The following is a 20,472-nucleotide window of genomic DNA, read 5'->3' on the forward strand; positions in this document are numbered from 1 at the left end:
GCAATCGCCCCCACGGTTGCTCGCTTCGCGTAGCGCCCTGCCCCCCGAGGGGGCGCTGGGCCTGCGGGCCGGCAGTGCCGGACCTGCGGCTCCTGCTTGCTGGACGGGCTCAAAGCCAAAAGTCGCTGTAAGTGCTTGATTTCATGGCATAATGCGAGGCTTCACGGAAAGTGCTCGAAACTGGTTTGAGTGGCTCCCGAAACGAACAAGGAAAGATCATGAAAGAAGGCATTCACCCCAATTACCGCGAAGTTTGTTTCCTGGACATGTCCAACAACTTCAAGTTTGTGACCCGTTCCTGCGCCAACACCAAAGAAATGGTGAAAATGGACGACGGCCGCGAACTGCCCCTGTACAAGCTTGATACGTCCAGCGAGTCGCATCCCTTCTACACCGGCACACAAAAATCTGTGGACAACATGGGAGGCCGCGTCGAGAAGTTCCGCAACCGTTTTGGCAAGACCCCCGCCAAGGACGCTGCGGCGCCTGCTGCCGAATAAGCTGCGAAACCTCTCCAGCCCACCAGAAAAAGCGGCCTGACACCAGGCTGCTTTTTTTTGCCCCAAAATCGGGCATTGCGTCCGCCTGAGTTTCCGTGAACAAACCTTCACCCGCCATCATTGCCCAGTCCGCAGTCCGGCGCCTGCCCCGGCTTGCGTTGCTGCTGTTTTGTGTCGCCTATATCCTGCCCGGCTTCCTGGGCCGCAGTCCCTGGAAAAACGCCGATATTGCGGCCTTCGGCACGATGCGCGAGCTGGCCGCAGGCAACACCAGCTGGCTGCACCCGCAACTGCTGGGCCAGTCAGGCGAGTTCGAAGCCTTGGCGCCCTACTGGTTGGGCGCACTGGCGATCAAGGCCTTCCCGTTTTTTGACCCGGCTTTTGCGGTGCGCGTCCCGTTCGGGCTGCTGCTGGCCCTGACCCTGCTGTGCACCTGGTACGCGGTGTATTACCTGGCGCGCAGCCCGCAAGCCCAGCCCGTGGCTTTTGCCTTTGGCGGCGAAGCCAGCCCGGTGGACTATGCCCGCGCCATCGCCGATGCCGGACTGCTGGCACTGGTCGCGAGCCTGGGCCTGGCCCAGCTCTCCCATGAAACGACGCCGGCACTGGCGCAGCTCGCCTTTACGGCGCTGGTGTTTTATGCGATGGCGGCCAGCGCCTACCGAAGCGCTTACAAGCTGCTGGGGCCGGCCTTGGGCCTGGGGATTGGTCTGGCCGGGTTGGCCCTGAGCGGCGCGCCCACCGTGGCGGCCTTGCTCGGCGCTGGCAGCACCTTGCTTGCGCTGGGCGGCACACAAGAAACCCAGTCCGAAAAACCCCAGCCACACGCCTGGCGCTGGGTCTTGCTGGCGGGCGTTCTGACGCTGGCTGTGTGCGCCCTGTCCTATGGGCTGGACCTATGGCGCTGGCGCATCGAAATTCCCGGCCTGGAAACCTCTGCCGACCGCAAGGAATGGCGCAGTCTGGCACGGCTGCTGATCTGGTTCACCTGGCCTACCTGGCCGCTGGCCGCCTGGACTTTGTACCGCTGGCGCAGGCAATTGACCAGCCGCCATGTGGCCCTGCCGCTGTGGTTTGCGCTGGTGGCGCTGGCCGCCACCGTGACCACCTTGGCGACTGATCGCAGCCTGCTGCTGAGCCTGCCGCCGCTGGCGGCGCTGGCCGCCTTTGCCCTGCCCACACTCAAGCGCAGCGTGGCCTCGCTGATCGACTGGTTCACCCTGCTGTTTTTCACCGGTTGCGCCACCGTCATCTGGGTGATCTGGATCGCCATGCAGACCGGCATGCCCAAACAGCCTGCGGCCAACGTCGCCAAGCTGGCGCCCGGCTTCGAGCCGAGCTTTTCCTGGCTGGCCTTTCTGGCTGCCGCACTGGCTACGCTGGCCTGGGCCTGGCTGGTCCGGTGGCGCGCCGGCCGACAGCGTGCGGCGATCTGGAAATCCATGGTGCTGCCTGCGGGCGGCGCCACCTTGTGCTGGATGCTGCTCATGACCTTGTGGTTGCCCCTGCTGGACTACGCGCGCAGTTATGCGCCGCTGTCGCGGCAGGTGGCGGCCCTGGTTGACCCCGATGGCTGCGTGGAGGTTTATGGTCTGAACGCAGCCCAGGTGGCGGCCTTCCAGTATCACGGCCACATGACCTTGCAACGTGCCGGCGCCAAAGCCGCCTGCCCGTACCTGGTGGTCGATGCCGACGCGCAAGCCACCCTCAGCGGGACCGTTGACATGCCCGAGTGGGCATTCCTGGCCACCTTGCGCCGGCCGACCGACCGGAACGAGAACGTGCTGCTGTTCAAACGCGTCAGCCGACCGTGACCCCGTCCCCGCCGCAATGCTGCCCGGCCTCCTGCCTCCCGCCCTCATTCGCCAGCCGCGCGGATCTGTCCGCACCCCGCGCTTTCCGGCCTGCCCGAATGGCCTGCGACGCGCCCTATCCCCCTGACACCCCGACATCCCGATATCCCTATGGCCAAACTCATCGTTAGAAATACCACCTTGAACGACATTGAGGCGCTGGTGCGTCTGCAGCGCGAGGTCTACCCGAATATTCCCTCCTGGCGGCACGACCGCGTTGCAAACCAGATTGAACTGTTTCCCGAGGGCCAGTTTGTCGCCTTCTACGATGACCGCCTCGTCGGCTGCGCCAGCTCGCTGGTCATCCAGTGGGACGAATGGTCAGAACCCCACACCTGGGACGAAATCACGGCCAAAGGCACTTTTGACACGCATGATGTGGACGGCTACACCCTGTACGGCGCCGAGGTCTTTGTCGCGCCGCTGTTGCGCGGCAAACGGCTTGGCCACGCGCTGTACGAGGCCAGGCGACGTTCCTGCGTGGCTTTGAACCTGCGGCGCGTTATCGCCTGTGGCCGGTTGCCGGGCTACCACCTGGTGGCTGACCAGATGTCGGTGGATCTCTACGCCCGCAAGGTGCTGTGGGGCGACATCACCGACCCGGTACTGAGCTTCCAGCTGAAGGAAGGGTTCAGGTTTTGTGGCATCATAAAAAACTACATTGCCGATGACCATGAGTCAAAAGGCTACGCCTCTCTGATCGTCTGGCTCAATCCGCACTACGACGCCTCCCGGCCCACCGGTCTGCAACTGGCGCTAGCCGCTACCAAGGAGAAGACGCCATGACGACACCCCCAAAGCCGAACGTTCACGAACCCAAGCCGATCTCGGTGCGTATCGCGGCGGTGCAGTACCTGCTGCGCTCCATCCATGACTGGAACGGGTTTGAAAACCAGGTGCGCTTTGTGATGAAAGCCGCTGGCGACTACAAACCCCAGTTTGTGTTGCTACCCGAAATTTTCACCACACAATTGCTGTCTTTCATGGACACCAGCGACCTGCATCAGGCCGTGCGCAACATGAACGACTACACCACGCGTTACATCGAACTGTTCAAGGAACTCGCCGCCCAGTGGAAAGTGCATGTCATCGGCGGCAGCCACCCGACCATACGCGACGGCCAGCTTCTCAACACGGCCTATCTTTTCACGCCTGAAGGCAAGGTTTTCACCCAGGACAAGATTCACCTGACCCGCTGGGAGAAGGAAAAATGGAAAGGCGACCCAGGTCACCACCTGCGAGTCTTCGACACGCCACACGGACGGATCGCGATCCTGATCTGCTACGACATCGAGTTTCCAGAACTCAGCCGCAAGGTCTGCGAAATGGGCGCCGACATCATATTTGTCCCCTCATGCACCGACGACCGCCAGGGCTTCCTGCGGGTACGCTACTGCTGCCATGCGCGCGCCATTGAAAACCAGGTCTACGTTGCCGTCACCGGAACCGTGGGCAACCTCCCTGTCGAAGGCCTGGGTCTGCACTATGGCCAGGCGGCCATCATCACACCGTCGGACTTTCCCTTTGCGCGCGACGGCATCGCTGCCGAAGGTGTGCCCAACATGGAACAGATCGTGATTGCCGACGTGGACCTCGGCAAGCTGGTCATGAACCGCGTCAACGGCACGACCATTCCGCTGTACGACAAACGCGTCGATGTTTATGACAACGATGTGGAGATGGTGACTACGGTCTGAGCTTGCATGAAGCCGACGTTGCAGGCAGCCTCAGGTGGCCTGCAGCTGGCGCAACCGGGTCGCCGGAAAAACGATGGAAAAGCGCGAACCTTGCCCAGGCTGGCTTTCAATGTGCAGTTCTGCGCCGTGGCGCTGCGTCACGTGTTTGACAATCGCCAGCCCCAGGCCGGTCCCACCGGTTTCGCGTGATCGGCTGCGGTCAATGCGGTAAAAACGCTCCGTCAGGCGTGGAATGTGTTCCGCCGCGATGCCCGGCCCGCTGTCCTGCACCTGAAATCTACCCCGCCCGTCGGGCAGCAGCGTCCAGCTGACACGTACCATCCCGCCCGCCGGCGTATAACGCACGGCGTTGCTGACCAGGTTGGACATGGCGCTGAGCAGCTCGTTGTGGGCTCCCGCGATTTCGCAAGACGGCCCCGGATCAAACTCCAGGCGGTGACCGTCTGGCGCCAAAAGGGCTGACAAGGCACGCGCCTCCTGCTCACATTGCGCCAGCAAGGCAGCGGTGCTGACCCACCCAGCCGTGTCGGGCAGCGGGCCACCCTCCAGGCGAGACAGGGTGAGCAGATCGTTGACCAGGGTCTGCATGCGCAGGGACTGCTGGGCCATCAGGCCAAGATAGCGGGTGCGCTCAGGCTCCTGCAGTGGCAGGGTTTGCAGGGTTTCGATGAAGCCCGAGAGCACGGTGAGCGGGGTGCGAATCTCGTGCGACACATTGGCCACAAAATCGCGGCGCATGGCTTCAGCCAGTTCCAGCGCCGTGATGTCGCGCGACAGCAGCAAACGGCGCTCGTTTCCGTAGGCGTGCAGATGGACCGACAGCTTCACGGGGCGCGCCGGCGTCGATTGGCCGCCAGGGATGGTCACGTCACCGGCATAGTCGCCCGAGGTCAGGTAGGCCGTGAAAGCAGGGTCGCGCACCAAGTTGGCAATATGCTGCATCACGTCGCGGGTGGCGTCAAACCCGAAGTGCTGAGCCGCCGTCTGGTTGCACCATTCGATCCGCCCTTGAGCGTCCAGCAGCACCACGCCATTGGGTGAAGCCTGCATGGCGGATAAAAATTCATTCAGGCGGGACTGGCTTTCCTGATACTGGCGGTCCCGGTTTTTCAACAGCCGGCGGATCCGGTCGGCCATGTCGCCCCAGACGCCACCGGTAGCTGGCGAGAGGCCGGAGGTCGCGCCGGCCACCCCGGCGTTTTGTTCGCTTCGCAGCCAGGCCAGAAGCCGGGCGACCTGGAACGTGTCAAGCAGCAGCCAGGCAAAACCAGCCAGCAGCAAGCCAGACACCATACCCTCCCTGCCGGCCAGCCACCAACCTGCAACCCAGCCAGACAGCAAACAGCCTGCAAACGTTATCCAGCGATTGATCATGCCCGGGATGGTCACACAGCGGGTGCGAGCGACGTCAGCCGGTAGCCCGCACCGCGAACCGTTTCAACCATGGCACCCGCAGCGCCCAGCGCCTCTCTCAGACGCTTGACGTGGACATCGACAGTACGCTCCTCGATGAACACATGGTCGCCCCATACCTTGTCAAGCAGGGTGCCGCGGCTGTGTACGCGTTCGGCATGTTTCATCAGGTAGTGCAGCAGCTTGAACTCGGTAGGCCCGAGCTTGAGCTCCAAGCCCTGATAAAAAATACGGTGCGTCCCGGCATCGAGCATCAGCTCGCCAACGGTCACGCAGTCGTTGACCGATTCCGGCGCGCGCCGGCGCAGCACGGCCCGGATACGTGCCAGCAGTTCCTGCGTCGAAAATGGCTTGGTGATGTAGTCATCGGCACCAGCGTCCAGCCCGGCTACCTTGTCCGGCTCATCGCCTCTTGCGGTCAGCATCAGGATGGGGATGGCCTTGGTGCGCGCATCCTTCCGCAGGTGGCGTGCCAGCGCCAGACCGCTTTGACCCGGCAGCATCCAGTCCAGCAAGATCGCGTCGGGCAGGACCGCATCGAGTTCGCGCTGCGCGGCCACGCTATCCCCAGCGATCACCGGAGTAAACCCGCCATGCGTCAGGTTGACCGCGATCAACTCGGCAATCGCCGGTTCGTCTTCGACGATCAATATGCGTGGCTGATGTTTCATAACGGAACTACTCTCTTGAGAGAACGGAAGAGCGACCGTGCAGGATCTTTCCTGCACAAGCGGGGGCCGCAGGTCCGGCTTCGCCGGCCCGCAGGCGTCGCGGCCCCCTCGGGGCTGGTGCCTGCGGCTCCGAACCTGCCTGTGCAGGTTTGGACAGGCGCCAGAAGCGAAGCCTCTGGCGAGCGGCGGCCTGCAAGGTGCAGGGAGCTACACGCAGTGAGCGACCGTGGGGGCTCATTTCACCGCCGACTCAATCTGCTCCATCGGCGTATGACGCACATCGGCACCCTTGACGATATAGATGATGAATTCGGCGATGTTTTTGGCATGGTCACCGACCCGCTCGATGGCTTTGGCAACAAACAGCAGGTCCAGGCTGGGAGAGATGGTGCGCGGGTCCTCCATCATGTAGGTGATGAGTTTGCGCACAAAGCCGTCAAACTCCTTGTCGATCAGGTCGTCTTCTTTGAGGATGGATACCGCCACCGCCGTGTCCAGGCGCGCAAAGGCGTCCAGCGCCTTGCGCAGCAGGCCCGAGGCCAGTTCGGCAGCAACGGTCAGCTCTGATGCGGGCAAGGCGCGTGAGGCCCCGCTTTGAATGATTGACTTGACCATGCGTGCTATTTTTTCCGCTTCGTCACCGGCTCGTTCGAGGTTGGCCGTGGTTTTGGAGATGGCGATCAGCAGGCGCAGGTCGCGCGCGGTTGGCTGACGCCGCGCGATGATGGACGACAGGTCGCGGTCAATGTCGACTTCCATCGCATTGACACGGGCTTCGGTCTCGATCACCTGATTGGCGGTCTCGGCATTGAACTGCGACAACGCATGGATGGCCAAGCGGATTTGTGACTCGACCAGGCCACCCAGCTCCATCACGCGTGAGGACACGCCGTTGAGCTCGCTGTCAAACTGGGTGGATAAATGTTTTTCGGGCATGGTGTTCTCCTGGTTCCTGATCAGCCGAAACGGCCGGTGATGTAGTCTTCGGTTTCCCTGCGTTTGGGCTTGAAAAAAAGGTCTTCGGTAGCACCAAACTCGATCAGGTCGCCCAGGTACATGTAGGCGGTGTAGTCGCTGCAGCGCGCGGCCTGCTGCATGTTGTGGGTCACGATCACCACCGTGTAGTCCGTCTTGAGCTCGGCGATCAGCTCCTCGATCTTGGCGGTGGACAGCGGATCGAGCGCCGAGCAGGGCTCGTCAAGCAGCAGCACTTCCGGCTTGATCGCGATGCCGCGCGCGATACACAGGCGCTGCTGCTGGCCGCCGGACAGGCTGGCACCGTTCTGGTTGAGCTTGTCCTTGACCTCGTTCCACAGTGCAGCCTTGCCCAGCGCCCATTCGACACGCTCATCCATGTCGCTGGCACTCAGGCTTTCGAACAGCTTCACGCCATAAGCGATGTTGTCGTAAATCGACATGGGAAACGGCGTCGGCTTCTGGAACACCATGCCGATGCGCGCGCGGATCAGCGAGACGTCTTCTTTCGATGTGATCATGTTCTCGCCCCCCATCATGACCTGGCCCTCGGCGCGCTGATCGGGGTAAAGCTCGTACATGCGGTTGAAGGTGCGCAGCAAGGTGGACTTGCCGCAGCCCGAGGGGCCGATAAAGGCCGTGACCTTTTTCTCGGGAATGTCCAGGTTGACGTTCTTGATCGCGTGGAATTTGCCGTAGTAAAAGTTCAGGTCGCGCACCGACATCTTGATCGATTCGCTGCTCGCCACAGTGGATGTTTGCATTTGGAAATTCCTCAGTTTTTATTTCTGAACAGTACGCGCGCCAGGATGTTCAGCGCCAGCACACCCAGCGTGATCAGCAGCACGCCGGCCCAGGCCAGCTTCTGCCAGTTCTCGAACGGGCTCATGGCGAACTTGAATATCGTCACCGGCAGGCTGGCCATTGGCTGGCTCAGGTCGCTGGTCCAGAACTGGTTGGACAGCGCGGTAAATAGCAGCGGCGCAGTTTCGCCAGCCACACGGGCCACCGCCAGCAACACGCCGGTCACGACACCGGCCTGCGCGGCACGCAGCGTGATGCCCATGATGACTTTCCACTTGGGGCTGCCCAGCGCATAGGCGGCTTCGCGCAGCGCGTTGGGCACCAGCCTGAGCATGTTGTCCGTGGTCCGGATGACCACGGGAATGATCAGCAGCGCCAGGGCAACCACACCGGCCCAGCCTGAAAAGCTTTTGACCTGGGCAACAATCAAGGCATAAACAAACAGGCCCACAACGATGGACGGTGCCGACAGCAGGATGTCGTTCACAAAACCAGTGAGCTTGCCCAGGCGGGTGTGCGCACCATATTCGGCGAGATAAATGCCGGCCAGCACGCCGATCGGCGTCCCCAGCGCGGTCGCCAGCAGCACCATGGTGAGCGAACCGAAGATGGCATTGGCCAATCCGCCCGTTTCTGCGTTCGGCGGAGGCGTCATTTCGGTGAACAGGGCCAGACTCAGCCCGCCCAGCCCGAGACGGAAAGTCTCAAACAGAATCCACATCAGCCAGAACAGGCCAAAAGCCATGGCCGCCATGGACAGCGTGAGCGCCATTGCATTGAGCAGCTTGCGACCTCGGAACTTGGCCATGCGGGCCTGTTGCGTGCCGGTGAGAGCTGTCATGTGCGGGCTCCTTCGCGTTTTTGCAGCCGGGACAGCAGCAGCTTGGACAGCGTCAATACCACAAAGGTGATGAAAAACAGCACCAACCCGAGGTAGATCAGGGCCGCCTGGTGCAGGCCCTCGCTGGCCTCGGCAAACTCATTGGCCAGCGCCGAGGTGATGCTGTTGGCCGCCTGAAACAGCGACAACGAGTCGAGCTGGTTGAAATTGCCGATGACAAAAGTCACCGCCATGGTTTCGCCCAGTGCCCGGCCCAGGCCGAGCATGATGCCGCCTATCACGCCAGCCTTGGTGTAGGGCAACACGATTTTGAACACCACTTCCCAGGTCGTGGCGCCCAGCGCATAGGCCGACTCCTTGAGCATGGGTGGCGTGACCTCGAACACGTCCCGCATCACCGACGCAATGAAGGGAATGATCATGATGGCCAGGATGATGCCGGCCGCCAGAATACCGATGCCCACCGGCGGTCCTGAAAACAGCGCGCCCAGGTAAGGCACGTCGCCAAACGCGGTCTGCAGCGGCACCTGGACATATTTGACGAGGACGGGACCGAACACCAGCAAGCCCCACATGCCGTAAACGATCGATGGCACGGCGGCGAGCAGCTCGATGGCTACCCCAAGAGGGCGCCGGAGCCAGCGCGGCGAGAGTTCGGTCAAAAACAGGGCAATGCCAAAACTCACGGGTACGGCGATCACCAGCGCCACCAACGAGGTCATCAGCGTGCCGTAAATCATCACCAGCCCGCCGTATTTGTTCTGTACCGGGTCCCATTCGGACGTCCAGAGGAAACTCAGGCCGTATTCCCTGATCGCTGGCCAGGCGCCCATGACCAGCGACAGGATGATGGCGGCCAGCAGCAGCAGGGTCGCGATGGCGGCCAGCCGGGCCGCCCACTCGAAAATCATGTCCGCTGTGCGGCTGGACCGTCGCTGTGTGGGGGTCGGCGGGACGGACATGGTTGTCTCTCTGCTGCTGTATGAACTTGCAGGAAGTGTAGCTGCCAAGTGGAACTCCTCGTGCGGACACAGAAAAGGCGAAACGGCGTGCGCCGCTTCGCCTTGAACAGGGGATGGATTACTTGGTGGCGACTGCTTTGCCAGCGCCGTCGGTGATCTTGCTCCAAGACTGGCGGATCACGTTTTTGACCGAGTCAGGCATGGGCACGTAGCCCAGCTCGTCGGCCATCTTGTCGCCGTTGGCGTAGACCCAGTCGAAGAACTTGAGCGACTGTGTGGCCTGCGCCGGCTTGTCCTGCTTGGTGTGCATCATGATGAACGTGGCGCCCGTGATGGGCCAGGAATCCTTGCCAGGCTGCTCGGTCAGCACCTGGTAGAAGGACTTGGCCCAGTCCGCGCCAGCCGCTGCGGCCTTGAAGGCCGTGTCGCTGGGCTGCACATAGGTGCCGGAAGCATTGCGCATGGACACATGGGACTGCTTGTTCTGCTTGGCGTAGGCGTACTCAACATAACCGATGGAGTTGGGCAGGCGCTGCACAAACGCGGACACGCCTTCATTGCCCTTGCCACCGGCGCCAGTCGGCCAATTCACCGCTGTGCCTTCACCCACTTTGGCCTTCCACTCAGGATTGACTTTGGACAGGTAGTTGGTGAACAGGAAGGTAGTGCCGGAACCATCGGCACGACGCACCACGGCGATGGCGGCATCCGGCAGCGGCACGCCCGGGTTCAGCGCGGTGATGGCCAGGTCATTCCATTTGGTGATCTTGCCCAGGTAGATGTCGCCCAGCAATGCACCAGTCATTTTGATCTGACCGGCGGCAATGCCCTTGATGTTGACCACGGGCACCACACCACCAATCACGGTGGGGAACTGCACCAAGCTGTCCTTGGCCAGTTCGGCGTCGGCCAGTGGCGCGTCGGAAGCGCCAAAGTCCACGGTTTTACCGCGGATCTGGCGCATGCCGGCACCAGAGCCAACCGACTGGTAATTGATGCGCACGCCGGTGGCCTTGTTGTAGGCATCGGCCCACTTGGCGTAAATCGGCGCGGGGAAGGAGGCGCCGGCGCCGGTCACGTCCTGGGCGCTGGCCAGGGAAGTCACGGACAGTGCCGCCAGGGCCACCATGCCAGCCATCGTTGCTTTGAAGTTCAGCTTCATTCGTATACCTCTTGAGAGTTAAAGGAAAGTGGACAGATGAATGGACTGTATGAAGCTTGTGTGACAGTGGCATGACAAAAACAAACGCGGGCATTTGTCATGACCGACCCTCTGCGTCACGCCGTTGTCATACAAGCTGACTACGCTCACGGCTGTCCATCAACCAAGGAGTGAGAAAATGTTTCTTCGTCGTACCCTGCTTGCCGCAGCAACCGTGGCTCTTGTCTCGGCCTGTGCCAGCATGTCAGCCCCCAAAACCGTGGCCGACACGCTCGCAGCCAACCCCGCCCTGAGCACCCTCCATGGCCTGGTCGTCAAGGCTGGCCTGACCCCCACCCTGCAGGGCACTGGCCCGTTCACGGTGTTTGCACCAACCAACGAGGCCTTCAAGGCAGTCCCCCAAAAAACCATGGATGCGCTGGCCAAAGACCCGGCCATGCTCAAGAACGTTCTGACCTACCACGTCGTTCCCGGTAAATTGGCGTCCTCTGACATCAAGGCAGGCCCGATGAAAACCATCAACGGCGCCAATGTGGCATTGGCCAGGGCCGGCGACTTTGTCACCGTGGAAGACGCCATGGTGCAAACCGCCAATATTGCGGCGTCGAATGGCGTGGTTCACACCGTGGATCGCGTGATGATTCCCCCGGCGAAAAAATAACAGCAAAAAAGCGCACACGCGGGTCAGCGGCCTGCGCGTTCTGCTTCTGGCGCATGTTTCAAGCCTTTTATGCCTCTGGCCCCTATCCAGCGGTCCCAGGCAGCTACTAATTTGATAGTAACCCCAACAACCGGTGGAACCGTTCAGGCCACGCCATGGAAGAATCATGCCTTCAACCCGCACCCCGCCCACCCGCCGCCAGCTCTTGCAGGGGACGGCCTTGCTGGCGGCCAGCGTCGCCCTGCCCGCTCTGACGCAACCGGGCCGTGCTGGTAGCGCCTCCCGCAGCGTAATGGTTGCGCAACTCGTGGACTATTCGCTGGGCCAGCAGGATGTCTCCAAGGATTTCCTGATCGGCTCCCGCGCAGCCTGGCAGGAAATCAACTCACGCGGCGGCGTCCGCGGGCGGCGCGTTGAGCATGTATCGCTGGAAACCGATGGCACGCCAGCCAGCGTGCAAAAGGCACTGGCTACCGTGCGCGACAACCCGACTTGCGTGGTGCTCTCGGGCAGCGTGGGCGACCAGATGGCCGACCTGGTCGTGACACAGCTGCAGAAAGACGGCGTTGGCATTGCTCACGCCGCCCCGTGGCTGCAAAACTCCAGCCTGGACATCGACGAGCAGACTTTTCCGATTTTTGCCGCGCGCCAGGAGCAGATTGCCTATGCCCTCAAAACGCTGTCAGTGATGGGCATGAGCGAATTGGGCGCGGTGTATGCGACCGCGCAGGACCATGCCGCGTACCAAGGCGAAGTCGAACGTATTGCCAATGGCATGAAACTCAAGCTGGAATCGTTTCGCGGCGCCGACAATCTGCGCGTCATGGGGCAGCAACTGACGCCACGCACGCCGGCCGTGCTGCTGTTTGTCGGCGGCACGCCCGAACTGGCGGAGTTCACGCAGGGACTGGAGAAGCAGGCGCGCCAGCGTTACATCGTGGCGCTGGCCGATGTCAACCTGCAGACCATGCAGCAAATGGGTGCCGCCCGCAATACACCGGTGATTGCCACGCAACCCGTACCGCTGGTCAATGCCAGCCTGCCGGTGGTACGCGCCTACCGCGAAACCCTCGCCCGGCTGTTTGACGAGCCGCCGACCTCGCTGAGCCTGGCAGGCTACATCGCCGCGCGTTACACCATGGCTGTACTGGCCGAGGTCGAAGGCACTCCGACGCGCCAGAGCGTGCTCACGGCCTTCCAGCGCCGCTCCAAGGTGGACATCGGCGGCTTTCTGGTTCGCTTCAACCCGCAGCGGCGCAGCAACACCTACGTCACGCAAAGCATGATTACCGCCGACGGACGCCTGATCGGATAGAACAGCCATGCGGGTTTTGCGCGAATGCTATGCTGGCTTCGCCCGCAACCACCCGCTCACCGCCCCCACATGCAAAATGGAACCCGCCTCGCTGCGGTGGACCTTGGGTCCAACAGCTTTCGCCTTGAAATAGGCCGTCTCGACCACGCCCGGATTCATCGCACCGAATACCTCAAGGAAACCGTGCGTCAGGGCAACGGCCTGGACGGCGACCGCAACCTCACACCGGAAGCCATGCAGCGTGGTTGGGACTGCCTGGCGCGTTTCGGCGAGCGCCTGGCCGGCTTCAAAAAGGGCGAGGTGCGTGCCGTCGCCACACAGACGTTGCGGGAAGCCCGCAACCGCGACGAGTTCCTGCTGCGCGCCCACCAGGTGCTGGGCTTTCCCATCGACGTGGTCTCTGGCCGTGAGGAAGCGCGCCTGATCTACCAGGGCGTGGCCCACATGCTGCCGCAGTCCGAAGAACGACGCCTGGTGATCGACATCGGCGGACGCTCCACGGAATTGATCCTCGGCAAGGGCCTTGATGCGCTGGTGATGGAGTCCTACCGGGTTGGCAGCGTGGCCTGGTCCATGAAGTACTTTGCCGACGGCCAGTTCACCCCGCGCGCTTTTGCCGCGGCTGAGGTAGCCGCCAAGGCGGTGCTTGACGAAGCCATCACTCTGTACCGCCTGGAGAGCTGGGATGTCGCCTACGGCTCGTCTGGCACGGTCGGCGCAGTAGCCGATGTGCTGAGCGCCGGCGGCTGGCCGCAGGGCCTGATCACGCGCGAAGGCCTGGACTGGCTACTGGACCGGTTGTTCAAGGCGCAAAGCGCGGACCGCCTGAAACTGGAAGGCATGAAGGACGACCGGCGCGCCGTGATTGGCGGCGGCATCAGCGTGTTGCGGGCTGTTTTTGAGCTGCTTGGCATCACGCAGATGCAGGTCGCGCAAGGTGCCTTGCGCCACGGCGTGCTGTACGACCTGCTTGATCGCGAGGGTGACACCACCGATCTGCGCTCCACCACGGTTGCCCGCCTGGCCCGCAAGTTTGACGTGGACAGCGCGCAGGCCGAGCGTGTCAGCAAGACGGCCAGCACGCTGCTCCGGCAAGCCGGCCATGTGCTGCCGGCGCCAGAGCTGCTGCGTTTGCAGCGCAAGCTCGACTGGGCGGCCCAACTGCATGAAATCGGCAGCCATATCTCGCACAGCGACTATCACAAACATGGGGCCTACATTCTGGACAACGCCGATGCGCCGGGATTTGCGCAGCCAGAGCTGCACCGGCTGAGCCTGCTGGTGCTGGGCCACCGGGGCAAGCTGCGCAAGCTCGACGCCGACTTCGAAGACCCGGTGTTTGCGCAACAGCTGCTGTGCCTGCGACTCGCGGTGATCCTGTGCCATGCGCGCCGTGATCCCGATCTCAAGGGCATGCAAATGGAAGGCACGCTGGACAAGCACCGCTTTGTAGTGAGCTGCCGCACCGGCTGGGCCGCCGCCTACCCGCAATCCGCGCACCTGCTGCGCGAAGAAGTGTTGGCCTGGGAGAAAACCCCCTGGACCTTGATTGTCGCCAGCCCCTGAGATGGCGGGCAGGCACAGGCTTGACCCTGGCCGATTAAACGATATAAACTGTATAAACCGTTTAATCAGCAAGAAAGCAAATCATGGCAACTGCGAAAAACCCCCCGACATCCCGCAAGCAGGCCGGCAGCGCCGCAAAAAAAGTGCCGCTGAAAAAGACCACCGCGCCAGCGGCTCCCGCACGGCCCATTATCAGAAAAGCCGCAAAACCTGCCGCAAAACCGGCTGCGCCCAAGGCGGAAAAGCCGGCCAAGGCCAAGAAGCCAAAGCTGGTTCGCGACAGCTTCACTATTCCCAAGGCCGAGTATCTGGTGCTGGACCAGCTCAAGCAGCGCGCTGGCACTTTGACCCGCCCGGTGAAAAAAAGTGAATTGCTGCGGGCCGGCATCAAGGCGCTGGCCGCCATGCCTGACGCAGCGTTCCTGACGGCGCTGGCCAATGTGCCGGCCATCAAGACCGGCCGTCCTGCCGCCTGAGAGGCAGATCCCGCCAGTCCCTAAAGCAGTTCAGGCGACTGCACCGTGACCACCACGGTCTGTGCGCCGGCTTCGCGGTCGCGGTAGCGCAGCCACCAAAGCGCGCCTTTTTTCACCGGACATTCACCTTCCTTCAGCGCCAGCAGCTGGGCGATGGTCTGGCCCAGCGTGGGTTGGTGTCCGATGATCAGGATGGGCAGCTTGTTGGCAGGCCACTGGGCCAGCTCCAGCAGTTGCGAAGGCGGCGCATCAGGGCCGAGCTCGGCGCGTAGCTTGTACTTGCGCCCCAGCGCCATCGCCGTCTGCTCGCAGCGGCGTGCAGGGCTCACCAGGATGCGGGTACGCTCCGGCAACTGCCGGTCCAGCCACCCGGCCATGCGGGCCGCCTGCTTTTCGCCGCGCGGAGTCAGGGAGCGTTCGAGGTCGCTGACCGCATGACCGTCATCGGACTGCCACTCTTCGGCCTCTGCATGGCGCCAGAGAATCAGGTCCATCACGGCCTGCCCGCGCCGCTGTTGCGGGCTGCATAACGCGCCATCAGCGCCGCCTGGGCGCCATGCCCGCCGCCCGCGTTCGACGGGTGGACACGCTGGTAAGTGCCATCGGACTGCAGGTCCCAGGCGTCCCGGCCATCGTGCAGGTAGGGAACCAGGCATTCATCGATGATGCGCTGGCGAAGCAGCGGGTCTGTCACCGACCAGGCCAGCTCGACCCGCCGGAGCATGTTGCGGTTCATCCAGTCGGCGCTGGACAGGTAGAGCGCCTCGTCCCCGGCACACCGGAAGTAAAAAACGCGAGAGTGCTCCAGGAAACGGCCAATGATGGAGCGCACGCGGATGTTGTCGGTCAGGCCCGGCACCTGCGCCGGCAACATGCAGGCGCCGCGCACCACCAGGTCGATTTTCACGCCGCGCTGCCCGGCCCGGACCAGCGCCAGCATCAACGCCTCGTCGGTCAGCGCATTCATCTTCGCGACAATGCGCGCATCCTTGCCAACTGCCGCGGCATCACCGAGCGCGTCGATTTTTTCGATCAGCTTTTTGTGCAACTGAAACGGCGCCACCCAGAGGCGGTTGAGCTTGGGCAGCTTGCTCTGGCCGGCCAGGTGCACAAACACGTTGTCAATATCAGCCGTCAGCGCAGGATCGGCAGTAAGGTAACTCAAGTCGGTGTACAGGCGGGCCGTCTTTGGGTTGTAGTTTCCGGTAGACAGGTGCGCGTAGCGCCGGAGGTACTGGCCTTCACGCCGCGTCACCAGCAGCATCTTGGCGTGGGTCTTCAGGCCGACCACGCCGTACACCACCTGCGCGCCAATGGATTCGAGCATCTCGGCCCAGTTGATATTGGCTTCCTCGTCAAAACGCGCCTTGAGTTCGAGCACCACCATGACTTCCTTGCCGCGCCGCACGGCCTCGCGCAGCAGCACCATCATTTCGGAGTCAGTGCCGGTGCGGTAGATGGTCTGGCGGATCGCCAGCACCTGCGGGTCGTTGACCGCCTCGCGCAGGAAGTCGAGTACGCCGTCAAAGCTCTCGAAAGGCTGGTGGATGGAGACATCGCCGCGTTTGAGCCGTTCAAAAAAGGACTCGCCGGGCACCAGCTGCGTCGGATAACAGCCCTTGTAGGCCGGAAAAAGAAGGCGTGGGTCGTTCACCAGGTCCACCAGCTGGGTCAGGCGCACCAGGTTGACCGGGCCATGCACACGGTACAGCGAGGCTTCCGGCAGATTGAACTGGCCGAGCAGGAAGTCGGACAGGTGCTTCGAGCAGCCCGCCGACACTTCCAGCCGTACCGCCTGTCCATAGTGGCGTTGCTCCAGGCCCAGGCGCAGCGCAGTACGCAGATTCCTGACGTCGTCCTCGTCCACCGCGAGATCGGAGTGACGCGTAACGCGGAACTGCGAAAACTGGCCAACCTCGCGGCCGGGAAAAAGCTCGTTCAAGTGCGCCCGGATCACGCTGGACAGCGACACGAAACAGGTGTGTCCGCCCGAGACCTTGGCTGGCATGCGGATCAGGCGCGGCAGCACCCGCGGCACCTTGACGATGGCAATGTCGTTTTCGCGGCCAAAGGCGTCACGCCCGCCAAGTCGGACGATGAAGTTGAGCGACTTGTTGGCCACCTGGGGGAAAGGGTGCGAGGGGTCCAGCCCGACGGGAATCAGCAGCGGCCTGACCTCGCGCTCGAAATAGGCCTGAACCCATTGCCTTTGCGCGGCGTTGCGGTCGCCATGCGAGACAATTTTGATGCCCTGTTTGTCGAACAGGGGCATCAACTCGTCGTTGTACAGCGCGTACTGGCGCGCCACCATGTCGTGAGCGGCCTCGGCCAGCGCCTCGAAAGACGCCTCGGTATACGCGCCCTTTTGCTCTCTGGCCTGCGCAGCAGTCAAGTGAAGCGCGGCGCGAACTTCAAAAAACTCGTCGAGATTGGAAGAAACAATGCACAGGAAGCGCAGCCGTTCCAGCAGCGGCACGTCCGCGCGTTTGGCACAGTCCAGCACCCGCTCATTGAAGGCAAGAATGCTGTGGTCACGGTCCAGGAACTGAAGCGAAACAGTCGCGTCAGGCGTGGTCGGGGATGCAAAAACGGAAGAGAGCATGCGGTCTGGGTGGTTTTTTGTAATCAAATTGACTTGTTGGCAGTGTTAACACATTACATGACAGGCGTGTGACAAAAGCGTGGCAAAGTCGCGCTAAAGCCCTGATCCCGTCAGGGCGTCGATTGAAACCAGTTTTTCATCAGTCTGCCGGACCGCGACCAGGTGCCCCTCGAACACACGAGCCGCATGCGCCCAGCTGAAATCAAGCGACCTGGCGCGCGCCTCGTGCCGCGGTACCGCCAGCGCCGCGTAACAAGCCTGTTTCAGATCGGCATGCATGACGCCGCCGTGCGAGCGCCCGTCCTGCGTTCCCAGCACCTCCAACGGCCCGTCCACCGGGTAAGCGGCCACCGGCGTGCCGCTGGCCATGGCTTCGAGCATCACCAGCCCGAAAGTCTCGGATTTGCTGGGAAAAACAAACACATCGGCCGCCGCATAAACCCTGGACAACTCGGACCTGGGCAAGACGCCCAGCCAGCGCACCTGCGGGTAGCGCTCTTTCAGCGACGCTTCCAGCGGTCCGACCCCGCAGATCAGTTTGGTGCCGGGGATGTCGAGTTTGAGGAAGGCATCGATATTCTTTTCATAGGATACCCGGCCCACAAACAACGACACCGGCCGCACCAGCGTGCCCAGCGGCGGGTACAGGCGCGGCTGCGGCTGGAAAGCAAACAGGCGCGTGTCCACACCGTGGGTCCAGCTGCGCAGTTGGCGAAAGCCTCGCTCCTGCAGCATGCGCAGCACGCCGTTGGTCGGCACCATCACGCCCGATGAGGCCCTGTGAAAGTGGCGAAACAGCGCGTAACCCCAGGACAACGGGATTTTCAGGGCGGCGTTGAGGATTTCCGGAAACTTGGTGTGAAACGCCGTGGTGAAGCGCAGGCCGTGCTTGATGCAATAGCCGCGCGCCGCCCAGCCCAGCGGGCCTTCGGTCGCCACATGAATGGCGTCTGGCTGGAGGGCGTCGAGTTTTTGACCCAGCAGCACGCGGGGGCGAATCGTCAGGTCGATGCCGGCGTAACCCGGGCAGGGGCGCGTTTTGAACAGGCCGGGGTGGATCACCTCGACCTGGTGGCCGAGCTTTTGCAGCTCATGCACCAGCTCCACCAGCGTAGTCACCACGCCGTTGACCTGCGGCTGCCAGGCGTCGGTGATCAGCGCAATCTTCATGCGACCGCCGTAGCCGCGACGTGGCCACGGCCCTGGGTTTCATGGGCCGGTGCCCAGTGCAGCAATTCCAGCGTGCCGTCGTAATGCTCTACCAGTGCGGTGCGGCTTTCTACCCAGTCGCCGTCGTTGCAATACAGCGTGCCGTTGATATCGCGCATCTCGGCACGGTGAATGTGGCCACAGACCACGCCCTGGTGGCCGCGGCGGCGCGCTTCGCTGGCCACAGCCACTTCGAAGTCGGTCACGTAGTTCAGTGCGCTTTTGACCTTTTGCTTGAGGTAGGCCGACAGCGACCAGTACGGCAGGCCAATGCGGGCACGCAGCCCGTTGAGGTAGCGGTTGAGTTTGAGCGTGAATTCATACAGGTTGTCGCCCACATAGGCCAGCCACCTGGCGCACTGCACAACCGCATCGAAATAATCGCCATGCACCACCCACAACTGGCGCCCGTCGGCGGTGGTGTGGACGGCGTCCTCGACCACCTCGATGCCGCCGAACTGGTGGCCTATAAATTCACGCGCAAACTCATCGTGATTTCCGGGCACATAGATGACATGGCAGCCCTTGCGGGCACGCTTGAGCAGCTTTTGCACCACATCGTTGTGCGACTGCGGCCAGTACCACTTGCGCCGCAACTGCCAACCATCAACGATGTCACCCACCAGGTAGAGGTAATCGCTGGGGTGGGCCTTCAAAAAGTCCAGCAGCGCAGCGGCCTGGCAGCCGGGCGTTCCGAGGTGCAGGTCAGAGATGAAAATGCAGCGGTAACGCTTGCGCACCGCGAGGTCATCCTGGTCGTCACCGTCATCCGGCGTGAACCCGTGGTTCAGCGGGCCGAGTTTGTCAAACAGCGTGCGCATCAGTCCCCCGTGCCGGAAAAGTGCTTGCGGTAGCGCGGCGGCAAATCGGCGATGCGCATCATCATGGGCAGGTCGGCCGAGTTGAAGTCCGGGTCCCAGGCTGGTGCGCCCAGCACCTTGGCGCCCAGTCGCAGGTAACCCCTGATCAGCGCCGGTGGCTCGACGTCCAGCGAGTCGTCGAGGCGATCAACCGGCAGCGGCAGACGTGGTGTGACGTGATACTCGATCGCTGCAAGGTGGGTCTGCCGGACTTGGCGCCAGATGCTGGCCGCCGCATGACCGCTGCCGTGTTCGGGATGGCCACTGTGCTGCATGGGGATGCTGGCGCAGCCAATCATCGTGTCAAGCTGGTTACGTGCCATGAACTCGGCCAACGCGCCCCACAGTGCCAGGATCACGCCGCCGTGGCGGTGGTCGGCATGCACACAGCTGCGGCCCAGCTCGACCATGCGCGGGCGCAGGAAGCGCAGTCGCGTGAGATCGAACTCGGTGTCGCTGTAGGTACTGCCAGCACGCCTGGCCTGAGTCGGTGTCAGCACGCGGTAGGTGCCTATGACATCCTGACTGGCTTCGTCACGCACCAGCAGGTGTTCGCAAAAGTCGTCGAACAGGTCGATGTCGTGGCCCGGCACCGTGCCGGGCAGCGTGGCGCCCATTTCGGTGGCGAAGACCTGGTACCTCAGGCGCTGTGCCTGCCGGACCTCGTCCTGGTGCCTGGCCCAGCTGACCTGGATTTTCCCCAGGGCAGGCCTTTGAACAGCGGCTGGAAGGGTTGCATGAGAGCTTTGATGAAGTAACCCCCGTGAAAAATGGGGCGGAGCCACCGGCGACAGGGCAAACGTGGGGTTGGGCAGTTCTTTCATGGTGACTCCTTGTTGTCAACTCGCAATAAATAAAACCGGAACGCTGTAAAAAAGCCCCGGGGTCGGGGCTTTCAATCTCTC

Annotated in this window: 20 protein-coding genes; 8 read left to right on the plus strand and 12 right to left on the minus strand. The window is 62.5% G+C overall.

Annotated features, from left to right (window positions below; translation table 11 throughout):
• Nucleotides 1–218 precede the first annotated feature (218 nt).
• The 4 genes from ACESMT_RS06365 to ACESMT_RS06380 all read left to right on the plus strand — a co-directional run bounded on the left by ACESMT_RS06365 (nucleotide 219) and on the right by ACESMT_RS06380 (nucleotide 4,050).
• Nucleotides 219–500, plus strand: a complete 282-nt coding sequence (locus tag ACESMT_RS06365) for a type B 50S ribosomal protein L31 (protein WP_372825729.1) — start codon at nucleotides 219–221, stop codon at nucleotides 498–500.
• A gap of 95 nt (nucleotides 501–595) precedes the next feature.
• On the plus strand, nucleotides 596–2,314 hold the full coding sequence (locus tag ACESMT_RS06370) for a hypothetical protein (protein ID WP_372825730.1): 1,719 nt from the start codon (nucleotides 596–598) through the stop codon (nucleotides 2,312–2,314).
• A gap of 150 nt (nucleotides 2,315–2,464) precedes the next feature.
• A complete protein-coding gene (locus ACESMT_RS06375; RefSeq protein WP_372825731.1) occupies nucleotides 2,465–3,139 on the plus strand; it encodes a GNAT family N-acetyltransferase in 675 nt (224 codons plus the stop codon).
• Nucleotides 3,136–4,050 (plus strand): carbon-nitrogen hydrolase family protein, encoded by a 915-nt coding sequence (locus tag ACESMT_RS06380; RefSeq protein WP_372825732.1) that lies wholly within the window; start codon nucleotides 3,136–3,138, stop codon nucleotides 4,048–4,050. The genes ACESMT_RS06375 and ACESMT_RS06380 overlap by 4 nt, the downstream gene beginning before the upstream one ends.
• Nucleotides 4,051–4,080: 30 nt before the next feature.
• Here the strand turns inward: ACESMT_RS06380 and phoR are convergent, their stop codons facing one another.
• From phoR to pstS, 7 genes are all read right to left on the minus strand, one after another.
• Entirely contained in the window at nucleotides 4,081–5,424 is a 1,344-nt protein-coding gene (gene phoR / locus ACESMT_RS06385) for a phosphate regulon sensor histidine kinase PhoR (protein WP_372825733.1), read from the minus strand.
• An 11-nt stretch (nucleotides 5,425–5,435) separates the two neighbouring features.
• Nucleotides 5,436–6,134, minus strand: a complete 699-nt coding sequence (gene phoB, locus ACESMT_RS06390; protein ID WP_372825734.1) for a phosphate regulon transcriptional regulator PhoB — start codon at nucleotides 6,132–6,134, stop codon at nucleotides 5,436–5,438.
• Between the two features lie 234 nt (nucleotides 6,135–6,368).
• Nucleotides 6,369–7,070, minus strand: coding sequence for a phosphate signaling complex protein PhoU (gene phoU, locus ACESMT_RS06395; RefSeq protein ID WP_372825735.1), 702 nt, complete (start codon nucleotides 7,068–7,070; stop codon nucleotides 6,369–6,371).
• Nucleotides 7,071–7,090: 20 nt separating this feature from the next.
• Nucleotides 7,091–7,873 (minus strand): phosphate ABC transporter ATP-binding protein PstB, encoded by a 783-nt coding sequence (gene pstB / locus ACESMT_RS06400; RefSeq protein ID WP_372825736.1) that lies wholly within the window; start codon nucleotides 7,871–7,873, stop codon nucleotides 7,091–7,093.
• Nucleotides 7,874–7,884: 11 nt separating this feature from the next.
• Nucleotides 7,885–8,754 (minus strand): phosphate ABC transporter permease PstA, encoded by an 870-nt coding sequence (gene pstA, locus ACESMT_RS06405; RefSeq protein ID WP_372825737.1) that lies wholly within the window; start codon nucleotides 8,752–8,754, stop codon nucleotides 7,885–7,887.
• Entirely contained in the window at nucleotides 8,751–9,716 is a 966-nt protein-coding gene (pstC, locus tag ACESMT_RS06410) for a phosphate ABC transporter permease PstC (protein WP_372825738.1), read from the minus strand. Before pstC ends, pstA begins: the two co-directional genes overlap by 4 nt.
• 118 nt (nucleotides 9,717–9,834) lie before the next feature.
• The gene (gene pstS / locus ACESMT_RS06415; protein ID WP_372825739.1) at nucleotides 9,835–10,878 is read right to left on the minus strand and encodes a phosphate ABC transporter substrate-binding protein PstS; all 1,044 of its coding nucleotides are present in this window, start codon (nucleotides 10,876–10,878) and stop codon (nucleotides 9,835–9,837) included.
• 178 nt (nucleotides 10,879–11,056) lie between these two features.
• Here pstS and ACESMT_RS06420 point away from each other — a divergent pair, with 178 nt between their 5' ends.
• The 4 genes from ACESMT_RS06420 (at nucleotide 11,057) to ACESMT_RS06435 (ending at nucleotide 14,896) form a co-directional block, all read left to right on the plus strand.
• Complete coding sequence (locus tag ACESMT_RS06420; RefSeq protein WP_372825740.1) at nucleotides 11,057–11,539, plus strand: fasciclin domain-containing protein; 483 nt, start codon at nucleotides 11,057–11,059, stop codon at nucleotides 11,537–11,539.
• Between the two features lie 166 nt (nucleotides 11,540–11,705).
• Nucleotides 11,706–12,854: an ABC transporter substrate-binding protein gene (locus tag ACESMT_RS06425; RefSeq protein ID WP_372825741.1), complete on the plus strand. Its 1,149-nt coding sequence runs from the start codon at nucleotides 11,706–11,708 to the stop codon at nucleotides 12,852–12,854.
• A gap of 69 nt (nucleotides 12,855–12,923) precedes the next feature.
• Nucleotides 12,924–14,420: an exopolyphosphatase gene (gene ppx, locus ACESMT_RS06430; RefSeq protein ID WP_372825742.1), complete on the plus strand. Its 1,497-nt coding sequence runs from the start codon at nucleotides 12,924–12,926 to the stop codon at nucleotides 14,418–14,420.
• A gap of 83 nt (nucleotides 14,421–14,503) precedes the next feature.
• Entirely contained in the window at nucleotides 14,504–14,896 is a 393-nt protein-coding gene (locus ACESMT_RS06435; protein WP_372825743.1) for a hypothetical protein, read from the plus strand.
• A 20-nt stretch (nucleotides 14,897–14,916) separates the two neighbouring features.
• On the opposite strand, the gene ACESMT_RS06440 is transcribed toward ACESMT_RS06435, so the two are convergent.
• From ACESMT_RS06440 to ACESMT_RS06460, 5 genes are all read right to left on the minus strand, one after another.
• Nucleotides 14,917–15,390: a histidine phosphatase family protein gene (locus tag ACESMT_RS06440; RefSeq protein ID WP_372825744.1), complete on the minus strand. Its 474-nt coding sequence runs from the start codon at nucleotides 15,388–15,390 to the stop codon at nucleotides 14,917–14,919.
• Entirely contained in the window at nucleotides 15,390–17,498 is a 2,109-nt protein-coding gene (gene ppk1 / locus ACESMT_RS06445; protein ID WP_372825745.1) for a polyphosphate kinase 1, read from the minus strand. The genes ACESMT_RS06440 and ppk1 overlap by 1 nt, the downstream gene beginning before the upstream one ends.
• A 93-nt stretch (nucleotides 17,499–17,591) precedes the next feature.
• Nucleotides 17,592–18,668, minus strand: a complete 1,077-nt coding sequence (locus tag ACESMT_RS06450) for a glycosyltransferase family 4 protein (protein ID WP_372825746.1) — start codon at nucleotides 18,666–18,668, stop codon at nucleotides 17,592–17,594.
• Nucleotides 18,665–19,528 (minus strand): UDP-2,3-diacylglucosamine diphosphatase, encoded by an 864-nt coding sequence (locus tag ACESMT_RS06455; RefSeq protein ID WP_372825747.1) that lies wholly within the window; start codon nucleotides 19,526–19,528, stop codon nucleotides 18,665–18,667. The genes ACESMT_RS06450 and ACESMT_RS06455 overlap by 4 nt, the downstream gene beginning before the upstream one ends.
• Nucleotides 19,528–20,391 (minus strand): GNAT family N-acetyltransferase, encoded by an 864-nt coding sequence (locus tag ACESMT_RS06460; RefSeq protein ID WP_372825748.1) that lies wholly within the window; start codon nucleotides 20,389–20,391, stop codon nucleotides 19,528–19,530. Before ACESMT_RS06460 ends, ACESMT_RS06455 begins: the two co-directional genes overlap by 1 nt.
• Nucleotides 20,392–20,472 lie beyond the last annotated feature (81 nt).

The organism is Polaromonas sp. (assembly GCF_041689105.1).
In the GTDB taxonomy this organism is placed as follows: Bacteria; Pseudomonadota; Gammaproteobacteria; order Burkholderiales; family Burkholderiaceae_C; genus Polaromonas.